The organism is Streptomyces sp. NPDC057963 (genome assembly GCF_042887155.1).
In the GTDB taxonomy this organism is placed as follows: Bacteria; Actinomycetota; Actinomycetes; order Streptomycetales; family Streptomycetaceae; genus Streptomyces.
In genome coordinates this window covers 25,704-43,557 of the sequence record NZ_JBHVPX010000006.1, presented here as the reverse complement: position 1 = coordinate 43,557, position 17,854 = coordinate 25,704, and the positions used below count along the sequence as shown (strand labels likewise).

Below are 17,854 nucleotides of genomic sequence, written 5' to 3'. Positions count from 1 at the left end.
GGGTTTGTGCCCCTCTACGTTATGGTGGGGGGCCCCCCCCCCCGGCCCCCCCCGCACTTCTGTCCGCCCGTGCGCGGCAGATTCTTCACTCCGCGCACAGACAGAACGGGTTTTTCAGCCCGTACACAGACAGAACGGATGTCCCGCAGGGTCCGCGTACACGCGGAAGGTCCGCTTCCGGTCCTCCGCGTCCAGTACGGTCGCACCTCGCGCGAGCACCTCCCGCTCCGCCGCGTCCAGATCCGGCACGGTCAGGTCCAGGTGGAACTGCTGCGAGCCGTCCGTGCCCGGCCACCGCGGCGGTACGTGACCGGGCGCGGCCTGGAACGCGAGGAGCGTGCCCTCGGCCCCGGTCAGCTCCACCCAGCCGTCACCGCCATCCTCGACCTTCCCGCCGAGCAGCCCGGCGTAGAAGCCGGCGAGGGCGGCGGGGTCGGGGCAGTCCAGAACAACGGCACCCAGTGCGGCCACAGCCATGGCATGTCCTCCTTCGAGTCCTTGGAGCTCCTGCGAGCTCCGTCGGTTACCGCTATACCGTCTCAACCGGTAACCGTGACTGCATGCTGCCCCATCGGAGGTAACGTCGCAACCATGAATGGGAAGGATTCCGCGCCCGGTGGACTCGCCCTGATCGAAGCCCTGGTCAACACACTGGACGTCGAGACCGGTGCGGACACTCTCGACACCGCGGACGGGCGCGCCGCCTTCGGTCTCGCCGAGCCGGACATTCCGGACGCCCGCGTCCTGCGCGAGGCGCTCCGTACCGCCTGCCTCGCCCACGCCGGTCATCGCCCGCCGGACGGCTCCGCGGCGCCCCCGCTCGACCGGCTCCTCGCCGACGCCCCCCTGCGCGTCACCGTGGACGCGGCGGGTGCCGCCGCACTGCGGCCCGCCGCCGAACCGGCCGGGCTGACCGTCCGTGTCGCGGCAGCCATCGCCACCGCGGCGGCCGACGGCACCTGGCTCCGGCTCAAGGCGTGCGAAGCCGAGGACTGCCGATGGGTGTATTACGACCGCAGCCCGGCGGGGCGCCGCCGCTGGTGCTCCATGTCGGTGTGCGGCGCCCGCGCCAAGATGCGCACCTACCGCGCGAAGAGCGCGGAGAGCGCGGAGAGCGCGGAAAGTGTGAAGAGCGCGGAGAGCGCGGAAAGTGTGAAGAGCGCGGAGAGCGCGGAAAGTGTGAAGAGGGCCTGAGGGCGTCCACGGCCCCGGACGCGTCAGGCCTTCGGGCGTCCCATCGCCCGGTACGTCCAGCCGGCCCCGCGCCACAGCCCGCTGTCGAGCGCGTTGCGGCCGTCCAGGATGATCCGGCGCGCGGCGACCTCGCCCAGCGCCACCGGGTCCAGCTCGCGGAACTCCCGCCACTCCGTCAGGTGCAGCACCACATCCGCGCCGCGCACCGCGTCCAGCGCCGAGTCCGCGTAGCCGAGGGTGGGGAAGAGCCGCCGGGCGTTGTCCATGCCCTTCGGGTCGAAGACGGTGACCTGGCCGCCCTGCAGATGGATCTGCCCGGCCACGTTGAGCGCAGGCGAGTCCCGTACGTCGTCCGAGTCCGGCTTGAACGTCGCGCCCAGCACCGCCACCCGCCTGCCGAGGAACGAATCGCCGCCCACGGCCTCTCGGGCCAGTTCCACCATGTGGCCGCGGCGCCGCATGTTGATGGAGTCGACCTCGCGGAGGAAGGTCAGTGCCTGGTCCGCGCCCAGCTCACCGGCGCGCGCCATGAAGGCCCTGATGTCCTTGGGGAGGCAGCCGCCGCCGAAGCCGATCCCGGCGCGCAGGAACTTGGACCCGATCCGCTCGTCGTGGCCGATCGCCTCGGCCAGCTTCTTCACATCGCCGTCGGCGGCCTCGCAGACCTCCGCCATGGCGTTGATGAACGAGATCTTCGTGGCCAGGAAGGAATTGGCCGCGGTCTTCACCAGTTCGGCGGTCGGGAAGTCCGTCACCACGAACGGCGAACCCTCGGCGACCGGCACCGCGTACACCTCGCGCAGCAGCTTCTCGGCCCGCTCGCTCGTCACACCGACGACGATCCGGTCCGGGTGCAGGGTGTCCTTCACGGCGAAGCCCTCGCGCAGGAACTCCGGGTTCCAGGCCAGCTCCGCGTCCGCCCCCACCGGCGCCAGCTCCGCCAGCCGCGCCGCGAGCCGGGCTGCCGAGCCCACCGGCACGGTCGACTTCCCGACGACCAGAGCGGGCCGGGTCAGATGCGGTGCCAGCGACTCGAAGGCGCTGTCGACGTAGCTCATGTCGCAGGCGTACTCGCCGTGCTTCTGCGGGGTGTTCACGCAGACGAAGTGCACATCGCCGAAGGCCGCCACCTCTTCCCACGAGGTGGTGAACCGCAGCCGCCCGGTGGCGCCCTCGATGCCGTCCACGTGCTTGCGGAGCAGTTCCTCCAGGCCCGGCTCGTACATCGGGACCCGGCCCGCGCCCAGCATCTCGATCTTCTCTGGCACGATGTCGAGGCCGAGCACTTCGAAGCCCAGTTCCGCCATGGCCGCGGCGTGGGTGGCGCCGAGGTAGCCGGTGCCGATCACAGTGATCCTGAGGGCCATGGGTGCTCCTGGGAGATGCGGACAGACGTGCGGTGAACGAGCATAGTCGTGCCCTCGGAAGCCCGGTTTCCGGCTGCCTGCGCAGCTTCTCCCACCCCTGTCGCCAAGCTCACGCACGCAGTGCATAGGCCATTGCGGGAGCCGGGCCCTAAAATTGGGTTACTTAACGGTAGTTAGCTTCTTTGGGGAGTGAGCGTCTTGGCGGGTTCGACCGATTTCGACCTGTACCGTCCGGCCGAGGAGCACGAGATGCTCCGCGAGACGGTGCGTGCGCTCGCCGAGGCGAAGATCGCCCCGCACGCGGCAGCGGTCGACGAGGAGGCGCGCTTCCCGCAGGAGGCGCTGGACGCCCTGACCGCCGCCGACCTGCACGCGGTGCACGTACCGGAGGAGTACGGCGGCGCGGGCGCCGACGCCCTTGCCACGGTCGTCGTGATCGAGGAGGTGGCCCGTGTCTGCGCCTCCTCCTCCCTCATCCCGGCCGTGAACAAGCTCGGCTCGCTCCCGGTGATCCTCTCCGGCTCCGAGGAGCTGAAGAAGAAGTACCTGGGCCCGCTCGCCAAGGGCGACGGCATGTTCTCGTACTGTCTCTCCGAGCCCGACGCGGGTTCCGACGCGGCGGGCATGAAGACCCGGGCCGTGCGCGACGGCGACTTCTGGGTGCTCAACGGCGTGAAGCGCTGGATCACCAACGCGGGCGTCTCGGAGTACTACACGGTCATGGCCGTCACCGACCCGACCAAGCGCTCCAAGGGCATCTCGGCGTTCGTAGTCGAGAAGTCGGACGAGGGCGTCTCCTTCGGCGCCCCGGAGAAGAAGCTCGGCATCAAGGGCTCTCCGACCCGCGAGGTCTACTTCGACAACGTCCGTATCCCCGCCGACCGCATCATCGGTGAGGAGGGCACCGGCTTCGCCACCGCGATGAAGACCCTGGACCACACCCGCATCACCATCGCGGCCCAGGCCCTCGGCATCGCTCAGGGCGCCCTCGACTACGCCAAGGGCTACGTCAAGGAGCGCAAGCAGTTCGGCAAGCCGATCGCCGACTTCCAGGGCATCCAGTTCATGCTCGCCGACATGGCCATGAAGCTGGAGGCGGCCCGCCAGCTCACCTACTCGGCCGCCGCCAAGTCCGAGCGCCTCGACAGCGACCTCACCTTCTTCGGCGCCGCGGCCAAGTGCTTCGCCTCCGACGTCGCGATGGAGATCACCACCGACGCGGTCCAGTTGCTCGGCGGCTACGGCTACACACGGGACTACCCGGTGGAGCGGATGATGCGCGACGCGAAGATCACGCAGATCTACGAGGGCACGAACCAGGTCCAGCGCATTGTGATGGCACGGAACCTGCCGTAGCAGGGTTTTCGCAGGTCAGCGCCCAGGGTGGGTGCTGACCTGCACGCAAGTGCACGAACGGCCACACCCCTCCACGAGGGCGGCCCGCACTGCGGTCGCGTACTCGCAGGGAACCGTGGGGACACATCACGTCAGTGCTGCGACCGGGAAGGTCCACCGGGTCGCGGGTTTCCGCGACCCGGTGGAGCGGCCGTGGGACGAGGCCGATCTCGGCCCGGACGGTCTTGCGCGGGACGGTCTTGCGCGGGACGGGTCCGACGGCGATGTCCCAGCGGTCGGCGAGTGCCTCGACGATCAGCGGACCGCGTCCACTCTCCGTGTGCCGGTCGGGGGCGGACCCGGCCTGCTCCGCCCTCCCGCAGCAGCACCCCTCCTGCGCAACGTGACACTCAGGCTCCCACGTGTCACGTTCGCGGTGAGAATTGCCTTCTCCAGGTCGGCGACCCCCGCGTTGTGCAACGTGACACTGGCCCCACGACCTGTCACGTTCGCGGTGAGACCTGCCTTCTCCAGGTCGGCGATCCCCGTGTCGTGCAACGTGACACTGGCCCCACGACCTGTCACGTTCGCGGTGAGACCTGCCTTCTCCAGGTCGGCGATCCCCGTGTCTTTCCAACGTGACACTGGCCCCACCACCTGTCACGTTCGCACCGACACCTACCTCTCCTCCGCCGGCCATCCCCACGCCGTGCGTGGCCGGGGACGCTCCTGCCGCGCTCGGCGCAGAGGAGCTCGTTTGTGGGGCAGCGTTGCAGGCCGCGGAACCGTTCCAGTGCCCGCAGTGCGGAATTGGGTGTCGACCGGCAGCCCGGACAGGGCCGCGCAGCGGGCAGTGCCACCACTTCCCGGCACGTCAAGCAGCCCACCCCGCCCGCGTACGACGGCTCGTGTCAGCCCTCCTCGTCCTCGCCGTCGAAGCGGTCAAGGGCCGCCTCCGTGCGGGCACGGAACAACGCGGTCCGGCGATCGTCACGGAGGATGATCTCGTCGTGCGCGTACCAGCGTGAGCCCGGCTGCTGGCCGGTCGGGTATTCCGGGAACGGCAGGCGCTGGAAGGTGCCGGTGATGTCCTCGGGCAGGCCGGTGTCGCCGAGGGGTACCCATCCCATCAGGTCTTCATCGGCGCACAGGGCCTCGGAAAGCACGATCTCGATGAACGCGACGCTGACCCGGCCCAGCCACGCGGTCCAGTCATCGGCGGTGGGCCGGACGAGATCGGCGCGGGCCACGACAGGCGGGTCGTCCTGGTCGAGGTCCGTGACGCGTATTCCCCAATAGGCGCAGGACTGGTTCTCGACACGGAAGACCAGCACGCCGCGGTCCTCATCGAGGTAGAGGTCCTGCGGGGCGAGCAATGCATCGTGATTGTCCGTCAGGTCCACGCGTTGCCCGAGTAGTTGGTATGCCTCGCGCAGCGCTGCGGGCAGAGGCAGGCCGATCCGGGTCTGGGCCGCGTCGAGTTCGGCGGGGGTGCAGCCGTCGGTCCCGGTGAGGGGCCGTTGGCCCCAGTCGCGGGCGAAGGCGCGGATGAAGCGCCATGCCGCCCGTCTGTCGGGGTGCTCGCCGACGGCCGCGCTCAGCGCATCGAGGTCGAGCGCGAGGCCCGGGGGCTGTGACTCCTGTGCCATGCGTGTGACTATAGGCACCGCCGCCGACAAGGTTCCGCGCCCTCCTCCCTGTTGCTCGATGGGCCGGCCCTCGCTGCGTCCGCTCCAGGGGTGCGCGCTCCAGGGAAACGTGTTCCCGCATTCCCCGCACCTTCCTGCCGTGACCTCGGCACACTGGGTGCATGAGCGATCACTATCAGGCACCGTCGGATCACCTCGTCATCAACGTGCAGCACCGGGACGACCCGGTGTCCCTGGTCACCGAGGCGGACGCGTTCGCCTCGTCCCGGGCGTACGGGAAGATCGTGGTCCGCGGGCCGCTCTTCGGTATCGCCGAGCAGCGCCGGGGCGAGCGGCCGCGGTGGCGGCTGCTGACCGGCATGGACACCGGATATCCGCAGGACGCGCGCGACGAGCTGAACTCCCATCTCTGGTTCAAGGCCAAGGACGACACGGACGACCCCCGCGAGCGGCGCGTCCTGCTGGACGCGGTGGCCCGGCTGGAGACCGAGCCGCTGAATGAACTGACCGTCGGTGATACGCGCTACTGCGTCGTGCGCGCCGACGAGTTCGCCCGGACCGGCGGGGGGCGTCTGGAGCCGCCCAGGCCCACGGACGTCGACTCGGAGGGCTGGGACGTCCAGGACCGCACGCCCTCGACCACCAAGGGCTTCGTCGTCGACCACGCGGCGGCGGTGGGGCTGACGGAGGGCCTGGACCGGGTGGGCCTGCTGCCGCTCTCGTACACCTCGGAGCGCTTCCCGCCCGACGTACTGGCGGATTCGCAACGGGCGTTGCGGACCCATCCCGGCGTGGTGCTGCTGCCGGTCGTCTACCGGGTGATGGAGCGCAAGGAGAAGTCCTGGTCGATGGCGTCGAGCCAGCACCCCACCCCGCAGGCCGCCCGGCGCTCACTGGCCCGCTACCTGAAGGAGGTCGTGCCGCTGCTCGGTGAGGTGGACGAGGAGGAGGCCGCCGTGTACGCGCGGGCGGCGGAGGCGTTCACGCGGCGACTGCGGCCCAACGAGCTGAACGTACGGGGGCGTTGCTTCGAGATCGTCCGGATCGAGCGCATGATGCGCATCGGGCCCGCGGGCCCGGAGGGTCCACGGCGTTCGGACACCGACATCGAGGAGCCCATGCAGATCCACCCCGCGATGGACGAGTGGGGCAACGTCCGTTCCAACGCATAGCGGCGGGCCGGCATCCGGCCGGTCGTGCTTCCGGCGCCGACCCCGGCATGGTGGAGCCGACCCGGCGCGCCGCACCCGGGGCCGACGTCCGGTGCGGCACGCTTCCACAACTGGACGAGGACGGCGGGCTCGACGCCGTCGTGGCGAACTTCGTGCTCAATCACGTCGGCCGTCCGCTGGACGCCCTGGCCGAGCTGAGCCGAGACCGCGCGGCCGGGCCGGGTTTCCCGGGGCCGCCGCACGGAAAGCGGGGCCCGGACGGCGAACCGTCCCGGCCCCGCTCCGTGTCTGCCGTCAGTTGCCGGAGACGGTGACCTTCTCGTCGTTGTTGAGCTGGTCCACCAACTGCTTGACCTTGGCCTTGTCCCAGACCAGATTGCCGCCGGTGGAGCCCGAGATCGGCATGTTCATCGATGTGCCGTCGCCGCCCGTGACGCCCTTCATGGCGAAGAACATCTGCCCCAGGGACCAGAGCGACATGTCCTTGTCCACGATCAGGGTGTCCAGACCGGCGCCCATCGTCGGGTAGAACTTGAACGGGTTGAGGATCGTGGAGGGCGTCGCCGTCTGGCTCGCCAGCGCCGCGAGGAACTTCTGCTGGTTCTTCGTACGGGCCAGGTCCGACTCGGCGAACGCGTACCGGGTGCGGACGAAGGCCAGCGACTGCTCGCCGTTCAGCGTCTGCGTGCCCGCCTTGAAGTCGGCGCCGGACTTCTTGTCCTTGAACCCCTTGGGGATGTCCAGCTCCACCCCGCCGATCGCGTCCACGATCTTGGCGAAGCCGCCGAAGCCGATCTCGACGTAGTGGTCGATGTGCAGCCCGGTGTTGAACTCGACGGTGCGGACCAGCAGTTCGGGCCCGTCCATGGCGTACGCGGCGTTCAGCTTGGTGAAGCGGCCGCGGGCCGGGTAGAGCTTGCCGGAGTCGGAGCCCTTGAACGAGGGGATCTCGACGTTCGAGTCACGGGGCAGGGAGACGAGCGTCGGCCCGTTCGACCCGTCGTGCAGGATCATCATCGAGTCGGTCCGCTTGCCCTCGGCGGAGCCCGTGTGGAGCTTCTTCTTGTCCTCGGCGGTCATGCCCTGGCGGCTGTCGGAGCCGACGATCAGGTAGTTGGTGCCGTCGCCGGCCTTCGGCCGCTCGATGACCTTGGAGAGGTCCACCTCGCGCTTGAGTTTGGAGTCGGCCCAGAAGTACGTGCCGATGGAGACCGCGAGCACCACGACGACCAGGGACAGCGCGCCTATCTTGATCCGGCGGCGCCAGTCGGGCGCCGGACGCCCCTGGACGTAACCGCCGTCACCCCGGCCGCCGCCACCGTGGCCGCTGCCCCCGCCGCCGTAGACCTGGCCCGTGTTGTATCCGCTGCCGTACTGGCCGCCGTCGTGGCCGCCGGAGTACTGCGCAGACTCCGGCATGCGCTGCCGGGGCGGTGCGGGGCGCTGCTGCGGCGGCGCCGGGCGCCGCTGGACGTGCCGCATCGCGCGGGCGCTCTCGGGCCGGTCGCTGTCGCTGCCCTGCCCGTAGCGATTGCCGCTGCGGTTGTCGTCGGTCCAGCCCTCGGGCCTATCGTTCATGCGATCCAGTGTGCAGGCCGGGTGCCCTGCTATTACAGGGTGTACGGGAAATCGCATCAGGGCTGTTGCGAAGCTGATGCATTGCCGTCGGCCGGAAGCCCCCGCATAAGGTGGACGGTATGACAGATCAGGCCCCGCGCCCGGAGGGCGACCTTCCGGGCAAACCGACCGCCGCTTCCCGGACCACCCTCAGCCACATCATGACCGGCAGCGACACCAATCTGCTGGGTACCGTGCACGGTGGCGTGATCATGAAACTGGTCGACGACGCGGCGGGCGCCGTGGCGGGCCGGCACTCCGGCGGACCCGCGGTGACGGCCTCGATGGACGAGATGGTCTTCCTGGAGCCGGTCCGCGTGGGTGACCTTGTTCACGTCCGCGCCCAGGTGAACTGGACCGGCCGCTCCTCGATGGAGGTCGGCGTCCGGGTCATGGCGGAGCGATGGAACGAATCCACCCCCGCCCAGCAGGTCGGCAGCGCGTACCTCGTGTTCGCCGCGGTCGACGCGGACGGCAAGCCGCGTCCCGTACCGCAGGTGATCCCGGAGACGGAGCGCGACAAGCGGCGCTACCAGGAGGCGCAGATCCGCCGCACCCACCGCCTCGCCCGGCGCCGCGCGATCAAGGAACTGCGCGAGAAGCGCGTGGCGGACGGCATCGACGTCGGCTGAGCGCGGCCCGGCCACGACCACGGACCCGGCCACGGACCCGGTCACGGGCGATCGCGGGCGCGGGCACAGGCGGTCACGCGCGATGGCGGGCGGTCACGGGCACGCCACCTGGTCGCCCGTGACCGCGTCGAACTCGCCCCGGCTCGTCTCCTTGCCCTGTACCTGCCGCACCTGCTCGAAGTCCGTGCCCGCCGTCACCCTCATCGTGGCGCCCTGCCCCCGCACCGCCCGCAGTTCGGCCCCCGGCAACGCGCCCGCCAGGGACTTCGCGGACTGGTCCCAGCGGGGGTCGTAGCTGATCAGCGTGTGCCGGAGATCGCGCGGCTCCCCGTTCATGGGGGCCCGCGTGGTGTCGAAACCGGTGGTACGCAGTGCGTCGTCGACCGTCTTGCCGAGCCCGTCCTTCGGGGTCCCGTTGTAGACCTGGACCCGGATCTGCTGCGGGGCGACATCGACCTGCACGGCCTTGGGCCGGCCGGCCCGCACCGGGGCGAGCGGCTTGTCGTCGCGCAGCGCCTGGAAGAGTTTCTTCGACTTCTTCTCGTCCCACTTGACCGTGGAACCGATGCCCTTGACCGGGTAGGCGACGTTCCCCAGCGGCACGGAGGCGAACTCGGACGAGGCGGGGGAGAAGCCGCGCATCGCCTGGCCGAGCTCCAGCATCTGCTCCGTACCGAACCCCTTGTCGGCCCGGACCGAGCTCAGCGTCGTCGAGGCGACGTCCTGGAACTTCACCGGGTTCAGCAGCACACCGCTGCGGGTCATCTGCTTGATCAGTGAGGCGAGGAACTTCTGCTGGCGCTGCATCCGGCCGAGGTCGGCGGCCCCGTCGATGTGCCGGGAGCGTACGTACTGGAGCGCCTGCCCGCCGTCCAGGTCATGGGGGCCCGCGGCGAGGTCGAGACCGGTGTACGAGTCCTTCAACGGCCGGGCCGTGCAGATCTGCACCCCGCCCAGGGTGTCCACCGTCTTCATGAAGCTGGTGAAGTCGACCTCCAGGTAGTGGTCGATCTTGACGCCCGTCATGTGCTCGACGGTCCGCACGGTGAGTCCGGGCCCGCCCTCGGCGTAGGCGGCGTTCAGCTTCACCGCGTGCGCGGAGTGCGTCTCGCCCGTGTTCCGGTCCTTGTGCTCGGGAACCTCGGCGTAGCTGTCACGCGGCAGCGAGACGACGCTCGCACGCTCCTTGTCCGCCGACAGATGCACCAGCATGACCGTGTCGGTGCAGTTGCACGGCGCACCGCCCAGCCGGTACTTCTCCTTCTCCTCCTGGGTGATCCGGTCGCGGCCGTCGGTGCCGACGAGCAGCAGATTCATGCCGTGGCCGCCCCGGGGCCGGTTCTTCATGTCCTTGAACGGGTCGACCCGGTTGATCCCGGTCTCCAGGCTGGTCACCACCGCGTGACCGATCCCGCCGGCCCCGAGCACCAGCACGGAGATGCCGGTCACCACCCGCATGCCCCAGTGCGGCCGCTCGTCCTGCCTTCTGGACCTTCGCTGCGGCGGAACTGCGCGCGAGCGCGGTGAACGGGGGGAGGGGCGCGGCGTGGGCACGGGGGGAACCTCCGCGGTGCAAGGGGGACCGTTCGCACAGTAGGTCCATACGATCTGCACTCCGGTGAACGACCCGGCGGCGCGCGCCGGTGTCCCCCATTCGCGGTAACGTGGCGGCCGAATAACGCCGCCTGGTGGGGTGCGAACCCCCGGCGCCCCCGAGGACCACCCGAGGACCACCATGTCTGCCGCGCAGCACCCCGCCGTCTCCGTGATCATGCCGGTGCTCAATGAGGAACGTCATCTCAGGAACTCCGTCCGGCACATCCTGGAGCAGGAGTACGCCGGTGAGATGGAGGTGGTGATCGCGCTGGGTCCCTCCACGGACCGTACGGACGAGATCGCCGCGGAGCTGGTGCGCGAGGACCCCCGGGTGCACACCGTCCCGAACCCGACCGGCCGCACCCCGGCCGCCCTCAACGCCGCGATCAAGGCCTCCCGCCACCCCATAGTCGTGCGGGTCGACGGCCACGGCATGCTCTCGCCGAACTACATCGCGACGGCCGTCCGCCTCCTGGAGGAGACGGGCGCACAGAACGTCGGCGGCATCATGCACGCCGAGGGCGAGAACGCCTGGGAGGACGCCGTGGCCGCGGCCATGACGTCAAAGATCGGCGTCGGCAACGCGGCCTTCCACACGGGCGGCCAGGCGGGTCCGGCGGAGACGGTGTATCTCGGCGTCTTCCGCCGCGAGGCCCTGGAGAAGGCCGACGGCTACAACGTGGAGTTCATCCGGGCCCAGGACTGGGAGCTGAACTTCCGCATCCGCGAGGCGGGCGGTCTGATCTGGTTCTCGCCCGAGCTGAAGGTGCAGTACCGGCCCCGGCCCTCGGTCGGGGCGCTCGCCAAGCAGTACAAGGACTACGGCCGCTGGCGGCACGTCGTCGCCCGCTACCACTCCGGCTCGATCAACCTGCGCTACCTGGCGCCGCCGACCGCCGTCTGCGCGATCGCGGCGGGCATCGTGGCCGGTGCGGTCGTCACCCCGTGGGCGTTCGCCGTCCCCGCCGGGTACGTCGCGGCGATCGTCGCCGGCTCCTTCCCGGCGGGCAGGGGCCTCTCGCTGAAGGCGCGGGCGCAGATCCCGGTGGCCCTCGCGACGATGCACATGTCGTGGGGGTACGGCTTCCTGACCAGCCCGCGCTCGCTGGCGAAGAAGGTCATCGCCAGCCGGCGCCCGGCCGTCACGGTGTAGCAGCCGGCACAGCACGGTGTAGCAGCCGGCACGGCACGTTGCGGGGGCCCTCCGGTGTACCGGAAGGCCCCCCGCAACGTGCCGTGCCCGGTTCGGTGCTACCAGCCGAACCCCGGCTGGATGTCCATGCAGGCCGTTTCGTCGTCGCCGTTCAGGGCGCGTGCGCTCTCCGGAGTCTTCTCCGCGGCGCTCGGAGCGGGATAGTCCCCGCTCTCGCGCCAGTCGGCCCCCACGGTCAGCGTGATGCCGGAGACCGCGGTCGACTTCTTCACCGCCGACAGCGGGATGCCGAGCGCCTTGGCGACGGCCTGGGCATTGCCCTGCATGTCCACACTGGGGAAGAGCACCCCGGTCCGTGCCACCGCTTCGGTGTTCTGCGCGTCGACCGAGGCGCGGGTGAAGCCCTTCCCCGCGAGCAGCTCCTTGACCGCCGAGGCGCGGCCCTTGACCGGGTACGCGGTGCCGGTGCGGGTCCCGTTGCGGACGCTGACCGGGATCTCGGCCACGGGTGCCGTGGGCTTCTTGGCGACCGGGGCCTTGCGCTTGGACGCCTTGCCGTCGAGCGGGACGTCGTCGCGGACCATCTGGAAGAGCTGCTCTGCCTCGCCGGGCTTGGGGAGGACTCGCTCCCGGTTCACGCCCGTCCCGTAGACGTTCGGCATCGTCGTCATGGTGATGCGCTTGGTGGGCGCCTTCTTGAGCTCCTCCGCGAGGTCGTACAGCTTCTTGACCGTGTCGAGGTCCTTGTCGACCGTCAGCGCGTCGGTCGCCGCCTCGGCGAGACCCATCAGCTTGCCGGGGTCCGTGAGCTTGGTGCCCTTGCGCAGCTCACGGACCATCGAGTTCATGTACATGTGCTGGGCATGGGTGCGGCCGAGGTCGGTGCCGTCCTCGAAGCCGTAGCGGGTGCGCAGCCACTGGAGGGCCTGCTTGCCCTTGACCTTCGTGGTGCCCTTCTCCAGCTTCAGCCCGGAGCCCTTGCCCGCGCTCGTGTGGGAGTAGACATTGCCCTTGACGCAGACCGGGACGCCACCGATCGCGTCGGCCATCGAGACCACACCGGAGAAGTCGATCATCATGAAGTGGTCGATGGTGATGCCGGTGAGCTCGTACCAGGCGGCCACGGAGCATCCGGGGCCGCCGCGGCCGAGCGTCTCGTTGGTCATCTCCAGGCCCGTGGTGGCGGGGTAGACGTGCTTCGTCTTCGGATCGGTGCACTTCGGGATCTTCAGCAGCGTGTCGCGCGGCATGCTGATCACCGACATGTTGCTGCGGTCCGCGGAGAGATGGAGCAGCATCTGCACATCCGCGAGGGGCGGTGCACCGAAGGTGTCCTTGGCCCCGCCGAGCTTCTGGTTCGCCTTGGAGTCCCGCGCGTCCGAACCGATGAGCAGGATGTTCAGCGGGGTCTGACCGGCGGCGTTGGCCTTGTGGTCGGCCATCTTCTTGTCGCCGAGCGTCAGGTCCGCCTTCTTGAGGTTCCCGTTGAGGTGCTCGTAGTAGAGGTATCCGGCGGCGGCGCCGCCGACTATGACGAGCGAGACGACCGAGGCGACCCAGCGCAGCACGCGGCGCTTGCGCGTCTTGCCGTGCCGCTTCGCCCCGCCCTGCCCGGGGCCGCCGTCCGCCGCCCCGCCCTGCCCGTGGCCGCCGTCCGCCGCCGCGGCCGGACCGCCGTCGGCACCGGAGTCCGGACCCTTCTCCGGCGCGTCCTCGTAGAGGCCGTCGTCCCAGCCGAGTTGGCCGGCATGCCGGACGCGTGGTCGCGTCCCCTCCCCGGGCGTACTGCTCCGTCCCACCAGGACCCCCCTGTTGCTCAGACTCGTGGTTTGGCGCAGTGACCCGGTGTCACTTGGCGCACTCTGCCTTGTCGGCGTTTGCTTGCTGGATGTCGGCCGGCACCTTGGCCGGCCCGGTGATGGGAGTGCCCGCGCCCTTGAAGTCGTCCCCCAGGGTCAGGACCATCGCCTGGAGCCCTTCGGCGTCTGCGGTGCCCTGCTTCATGGCCGAGCCGGGCAGGCCCATCATGGCGGCCAGCGCACGGGCCTGGTCCGCCTGGTTCGGCGCGTACTCCAGCGTCGTCTTCGCGGCCTTCGCCGGGGCGTTGGCCTTGTTGGTGGACTTGAGCACACCCTGCTCGTTCTGGAGCCAGGTGACCGTCGCCTGCGCGGCTCCCGGGACCTTGCCGCCGTTGTACACATCGACGCGTACGTCGCCCGCGGCGGCCTTGGAGCCCTTGAGGAGCGCGTCCTGCTTGCCCTTCGCGGCCTTCTTCTTTGACTTCACCTCGGTCAGCGAGGTGTCGTCGCGCATCATGGCGAACAGCTGGTCGGACTTGGCCGGGTTCAGTACGACGGTGACCGGTGTCTTCTCGGCCGGGTTGTCGAGCACCGGCACCGTGGCGAAGGTGATGTTCTTGGTGTTGACCTTGCTGAGCTCCTGGGCCAGCGAGGCCAGCTTCTTCCCCGTGCCGATGCCGGTGTCGACGGTGAGTGCCTTGGTCGCCGCGTCCGCCAGCTTGTAGAGCTTGGTCGGGCTGGTCAGGGTGGAGTCGGACTGCATCTGCCGGATCATCGAGGCGATGAACTGCTGCTGGACCTTGATCCGGTCCAGGTCGCCATGGTTGCCGAAGCTGTGCCGGGTCCGTACGAACGCCAGGGCCTCCTCGCCCTGGATCCGGTGCTTGCCCTCCGGCAGGTCCAGGTGCGAGTCCGGGTCTTTGACCGGCTTGGCCAGGCAGATCTCGACCCCGCCGACCGCGGTGGACAGCTCCTTGACGGCGTTGAAGTCGACCATCATGAAGTGGTCGACCTTCAGGCCGGTGATCTCCTTGACCGTTTCCATGGTGCAGCCGGCGTTGCGGTCCTCCTGGCCGAGGCTCTGGTTGAAGCGGACGTTCTGCGTGCCCGGGACGACCTTCTCCGAGCCGTCCGGCTGCTTGACCTTGCACTCCGGGATGTCGGTGATCAGGTCGCGGGGGATGCTCAGCGCCGTCGCGTTGGTGCGGTCCTCGGAGACGTGGAAGAGGATGTTGGTGTCGGCGTGGCCGACGCTCCCCTTGTCGCCGTAGCCCTCGTTGCCCTTGCCGGTGCGCTTGTCGGTGCCGATGATCAGGATGTTGATCGGGGCGTCGTTGTCGAAGACGTTCTTGTTGCCGGCCCCGCCCACGTCGACCGTGTTCAGGTTGCCGTTGAAGTGCTGGTACAGCGCGTACCCACCCACCGACAGGCCGACCAGGACGAAGGCCATCGTGCCGCCGGTCCACAGCAGCGCCTTCTTGCGGCGCGCCTTGGGGGCCTTGCGGCTGCGGCGGCCCGCCGTCTCGCCACCGGAACTCTCCTGACCGCGCGGGCCATTGGCCGAACGGCGGCCGCGCTGCCCCGGCACCTCGCCGCGGCGACCGGACCCGCGTCCGTCAGGGGACTGGTCCCGGCGCTCGCCACCGCCGTCACGATTCGTGTTTCCGTGTTCGCCGTCACCGTCGCCGACCGGTTCTCTGCGACGGGGGATACGCGGGCCCGATGCCTGGGAAGCACCGGCCGAATCCCCTCCGGAATTATTCAGTCGCAGTTCGTAATCGCCGGTGTGCGGGTTGAGGACCCACTGGTCTGCGGGGTCGAATTCATCCGCCCGCCCACGGCTTTGCGCATCCACGGTTGCTTGGGTCCTCCGTCGGTGCCACGCGAGGCGCCTCCCCCGGTCAGGCGCTCGATCTTTCGCTCCAGAAGTGCGCGGCCTGGCGGCCGACAGCACCGGATCGCGTCACACTATCGGCCCGGTTCCGAGTCGGGCGACGAGCGTGACAAATTCCACGGTCCTTACAACTGGTCATTCTGCTCAATACACGCCGATCACCGGCTTCTGCTTGGGAATTGCTTTACTGCTTGCACAGGTCCGCCGCCGCGTTGTTGCCCGAATAGGTCGGTGTGGGACTCGGGCCGGAGGCCCCCGGCGTATCGGCCGAGGCATTGTTTTTCCCGTCGTTCTTCCCACTGCCGTCCCCGTTGTCGTCCCCGTCGCCCCGGTCGCCCTTGAGCCGGTCCGCGGGGACCACGGCGACGGGGGTGTCGTCGCGCAACCGCTTGAAGAGCCGGTTCGCATCGGGCTGGACCAGTTCGTCCCGGTTCGGGTCGGCGGTGTACGGCTGCCGGGGCACGGTCAGGAACTGCACCTTGTCGGTCGGTACGTCGCGCAGGCCGCGCACCAGCTCGTACAGGTCCTTGAGGCTGTCCAGACCCGGGTCCGTGGTCAGCGCCTTGGTCGCCGCGTCCAGCACCGGGTAGAGACGGGTCGGATTGAGCAGGACGCCGTTGCTCTGCACCTTGTTGACCAGCGCGCCCAGGAACTGCTGCTGGCGGTCCATCCGTTCGGTGTCGCTGCCGTTGCCGATGGACTTGCGGGCGCGTACGTACCCCAGTGCCTGTTCGCCGTTGAGCTTGTGGCGCCCGGCGGGGAGCTTGAGGTGGGCGTCGGGGTCGTCCACCGGCTTCTTGAGGCAGACCTCGACCCCGTGCACGGCGTCGACCATGTCCTTGAAGCCGTTGAAGTCGACGACCATCTGGTGGTCGATCCGGACGCCGGTGAGCTTCTCGACCGTACGGGTCGTGCAGGCGGTGCTGCCGAACTCGAAGGCCCAGTTGAACTGGGCGAATTGTTTCTTCGTGGCCGTACCGTCCGCCTTGTGGCAGGCCGGGATCCACACCATCAGGTCGCGTGGCAGGGACACCGCGGTGGCGCTCTTCCGGTCCGCGGCGAGGTGGAGCAGGATCGTGGTGTCCGAACGCTGGCTGCCGCCGTCGTCACGCCCGTACTCGCGGTTGTGGCCGGCCCGGCTGTCGGAGCCGATGAGCAGGATGTTCTCCGCGTCGTGCACCACGGAGGCGGGCCGCTCCCGCTCGTACACCTTGAGTTCGGCGGCCGCCGAGGTGTCGGTCCGGATGTTGCCTTCGAGCTTCCGGTACAGCCACCAGCCGCCGCCCGCCGCGACCAGGACGACGAGCGAGACGCCGAGCGCGGCCCAGCGCAGCCAGTGGTGCCGGTGCCCGGCGAGGGGCTCCGGACCGGCGCCGGAACCGTCCCCGGTCCGCGCCCTGTCCTCGCCCGCGGCCGAGTCGTCGGAGTCGTCCGGCGGGCCGGCGCTTTCGCTCACGTCTGCGTCCATCCTTCACGTTCGGCGGCGCGCTGGGCCGCCGGTCGCAGGAGTAGACGGCTGAACCTCACGCTTGGTTGTGTCCCGAGTGGTCTGTACCGCCGATGATGTACTGGAGTTGACGCACAGCCCCGAGGACTCGACCCGGTGTGGGCCGGACGAGTGAGCCTCAGGGCTCTTGTCATACCGCGGTGTTGGTGACCCGTTCACTCTCGACGCGCTGCGCGAGACCTTCCTCGCCCAGCTGTCCCAGGTGCCGGCACAGGACCACGGAACCCCCGGCGGCCAGCGGTGCGAACAGCCCCGCGCTCAGGCCCTCCCAGGTGTCGTACGCACGTCCCGTCAGCAGTCGCGATCCGGCGGTCAGGCCGAGACCGGCCGCGTCCTCGCGGGCCCGCGCCACCAGGTGCGCCGCCGTCAGCTCGACCCCGTCCACCGCCAGCGCGGGAGCGTCCGGATCCACCGGCGCGAACGGGGCGAACCGGTCGCCCTGGCCCGGCACCTCGACCGCGTAGTCCGCGAAACCCTCGGGCGGCTGCGGGAACCTGCCGCCCAGCGGGCGCAGGGCCAGGGCGATCCGCTCGCCGCGGCAGGCGCGCGCCGCCTCCAGCGAGTCCGGGCCGCTGACGACGAGGTCCGCACCGGCCGGGTCGCCCTGCACATCGGCGATCACGCCGACCGAGGAACAGGCGAGCAGCCACACCGCGGACTGCCAGTGCGCGGGCAGCAGAAGGGCGAGCCGGTCACCGGGCTCCGCGGCGAGATCGCCCTGGAGGAGGTTGGCGGTCTTGGCCACCCAATTGGCGAAGGTGGCCACCGACAATTCGACGCGTTCTCCGGTGGCGTCGTCGTAGAAAGTGACCAAGGGGCGGGCCGGATCCGCGGCGAGTGCGGAACGCAGCAGGTCGGCGGGGGTGCGGTCGGTGGCGTTCATCCGCGCAAGGGTACGCGGCGGTGCCGGGCCGGGTGGGGCGGACGGGCGCCGGGTAC

At 69.9% G+C, this 17,854-nt stretch carries 14 protein-coding genes and 1 pseudogene; 5 read left to right on the top strand and 10 right to left on the bottom strand.

From position 1 onward, the window contains the following. Positions 1-114 precede the first annotated feature (114 nt). Complete coding sequence (locus ACFVT1_RS15785; RefSeq protein WP_389795559.1) at positions 115-477, bottom strand: VOC family protein; 363 nt, start codon at positions 475-477, stop codon at positions 115-117. Between the two features lie 114 nt (positions 478-591). Here ACFVT1_RS15785 and ACFVT1_RS15780 point away from each other — a divergent pair, with 114 nt between their 5' ends. Then, a complete protein-coding gene (locus tag ACFVT1_RS15780) occupies positions 592-1,194 on the top strand; it encodes a CGNR zinc finger domain-containing protein (RefSeq protein ID WP_389795557.1) in 603 nt (200 codons plus the stop codon). A gap of 23 nt (positions 1,195-1,217) precedes the next feature. On the opposite strand, the gene ACFVT1_RS15775 is transcribed toward ACFVT1_RS15780, so the two are convergent. Next, on the bottom strand, positions 1,218-2,561 hold the full coding sequence (locus ACFVT1_RS15775; protein ID WP_389795555.1) for a UDP-glucose dehydrogenase family protein: 1,344 nt from the start codon (positions 2,559-2,561) through the stop codon (positions 1,218-1,220). A gap of 198 nt (positions 2,562-2,759) precedes the next feature. Here ACFVT1_RS15775 and ACFVT1_RS15770 point away from each other — a divergent pair, with 198 nt between their 5' ends. Further along, positions 2,760-3,917 carry an acyl-CoA dehydrogenase gene (locus ACFVT1_RS15770; protein WP_389795554.1) on the top strand — a complete coding sequence of 386 codons (1,158 nt, stop codon included), beginning with the start codon at positions 2,760-2,762 and terminating at the stop codon, positions 3,915-3,917. 232 nt (positions 3,918-4,149) lie between these two features. Here the strand turns inward: ACFVT1_RS15770 and ACFVT1_RS15765 are convergent. Further along, positions 4,150-4,239: pseudogene (locus ACFVT1_RS15765) on the bottom strand (ATP-binding protein); the annotation flags it as partial. A gap of 568 nt (positions 4,240-4,807) precedes the next feature. Then, positions 4,808-5,545 (bottom strand): SMI1/KNR4 family protein, encoded by a 738-nt coding sequence (locus tag ACFVT1_RS15760; protein WP_389795553.1) that lies wholly within the window; start codon positions 5,543-5,545, stop codon positions 4,808-4,810. Positions 5,546-5,706: 161 nt separating this feature from the next. On the opposite strand from ACFVT1_RS15760, the gene ACFVT1_RS15755 reads away from it, so the two are divergent. Next, positions 5,707-6,717, top strand: coding sequence for a DUF5954 family protein (locus ACFVT1_RS15755; RefSeq protein ID WP_389795551.1), 1,011 nt, complete (start codon positions 5,707-5,709; stop codon positions 6,715-6,717). 294 nt (positions 6,718-7,011) lie between these two features. Here ACFVT1_RS15755 and ACFVT1_RS15750 read toward each other — a convergent pair whose 3' ends face one another. Continuing rightward, entirely contained in the window at positions 7,012-8,295 is a 1,284-nt protein-coding gene (locus ACFVT1_RS15750; RefSeq protein WP_389795550.1) for an LCP family protein, read from the bottom strand. Positions 8,296-8,414: 119 nt separating this feature from the next. Between ACFVT1_RS15750 and ACFVT1_RS15745 the strand changes: the two genes are divergently transcribed. Further along, positions 8,415-8,966, top strand: coding sequence for an acyl-CoA thioesterase (locus ACFVT1_RS15745; RefSeq protein ID WP_389795548.1), 552 nt, complete (start codon positions 8,415-8,417; stop codon positions 8,964-8,966). A gap of 93 nt (positions 8,967-9,059) precedes the next feature. On the opposite strand, the gene ACFVT1_RS15740 is transcribed toward ACFVT1_RS15745, so the two are convergent. Next, positions 9,060-10,424 carry an LCP family protein gene (locus ACFVT1_RS15740; RefSeq protein WP_389795547.1) on the bottom strand — a complete coding sequence of 455 codons (1,365 nt, stop codon included), beginning with the start codon at positions 10,422-10,424 and terminating at the stop codon, positions 9,060-9,062. A 277-nt stretch (positions 10,425-10,701) separates the two neighbouring features. Here ACFVT1_RS15740 and ACFVT1_RS15735 point away from each other — a divergent pair, with 277 nt between their 5' ends. After that, the gene (locus tag ACFVT1_RS15735) at positions 10,702-11,715 is read left to right on the top strand and encodes a glycosyltransferase family 2 protein (protein WP_389795545.1); all 1,014 of its coding nucleotides are present in this window, start codon (positions 10,702-10,704) and stop codon (positions 11,713-11,715) included. Between the two features lie 98 nt (positions 11,716-11,813). On the opposite strand, the gene ACFVT1_RS15730 is transcribed toward ACFVT1_RS15735, so the two are convergent. The 4 genes from ACFVT1_RS15730 to ACFVT1_RS15715 all read right to left on the bottom strand — a co-directional run bounded on the left by ACFVT1_RS15730 (position 11,814) and on the right by ACFVT1_RS15715 (position 17,798). Then, on the bottom strand, positions 11,814-13,514 hold the full coding sequence (locus ACFVT1_RS15730) for an LCP family protein (RefSeq protein ID WP_389795544.1): 1,701 nt from the start codon (positions 13,512-13,514) through the stop codon (positions 11,814-11,816). A gap of 49 nt (positions 13,515-13,563) precedes the next feature. Beyond that, positions 13,564-15,369: an LCP family protein gene (locus ACFVT1_RS15725; protein WP_389795542.1), complete on the bottom strand. Its 1,806-nt coding sequence runs from the start codon at positions 15,367-15,369 to the stop codon at positions 13,564-13,566. 223 nt (positions 15,370-15,592) lie between these two features. Further along, complete coding sequence (locus ACFVT1_RS15720) at positions 15,593-16,864, bottom strand: LCP family protein (protein ID WP_389795541.1); 1,272 nt, start codon at positions 16,862-16,864, stop codon at positions 15,593-15,595. A 181-nt stretch (positions 16,865-17,045) separates the two neighbouring features. Further along, positions 17,046-17,798 carry a TIGR03089 family protein gene (locus tag ACFVT1_RS15715; RefSeq protein WP_389795539.1) on the bottom strand — a complete coding sequence of 251 codons (753 nt, stop codon included), beginning with the start codon at positions 17,796-17,798 and terminating at the stop codon, positions 17,046-17,048. Positions 17,799-17,854 lie beyond the last annotated feature (56 nt).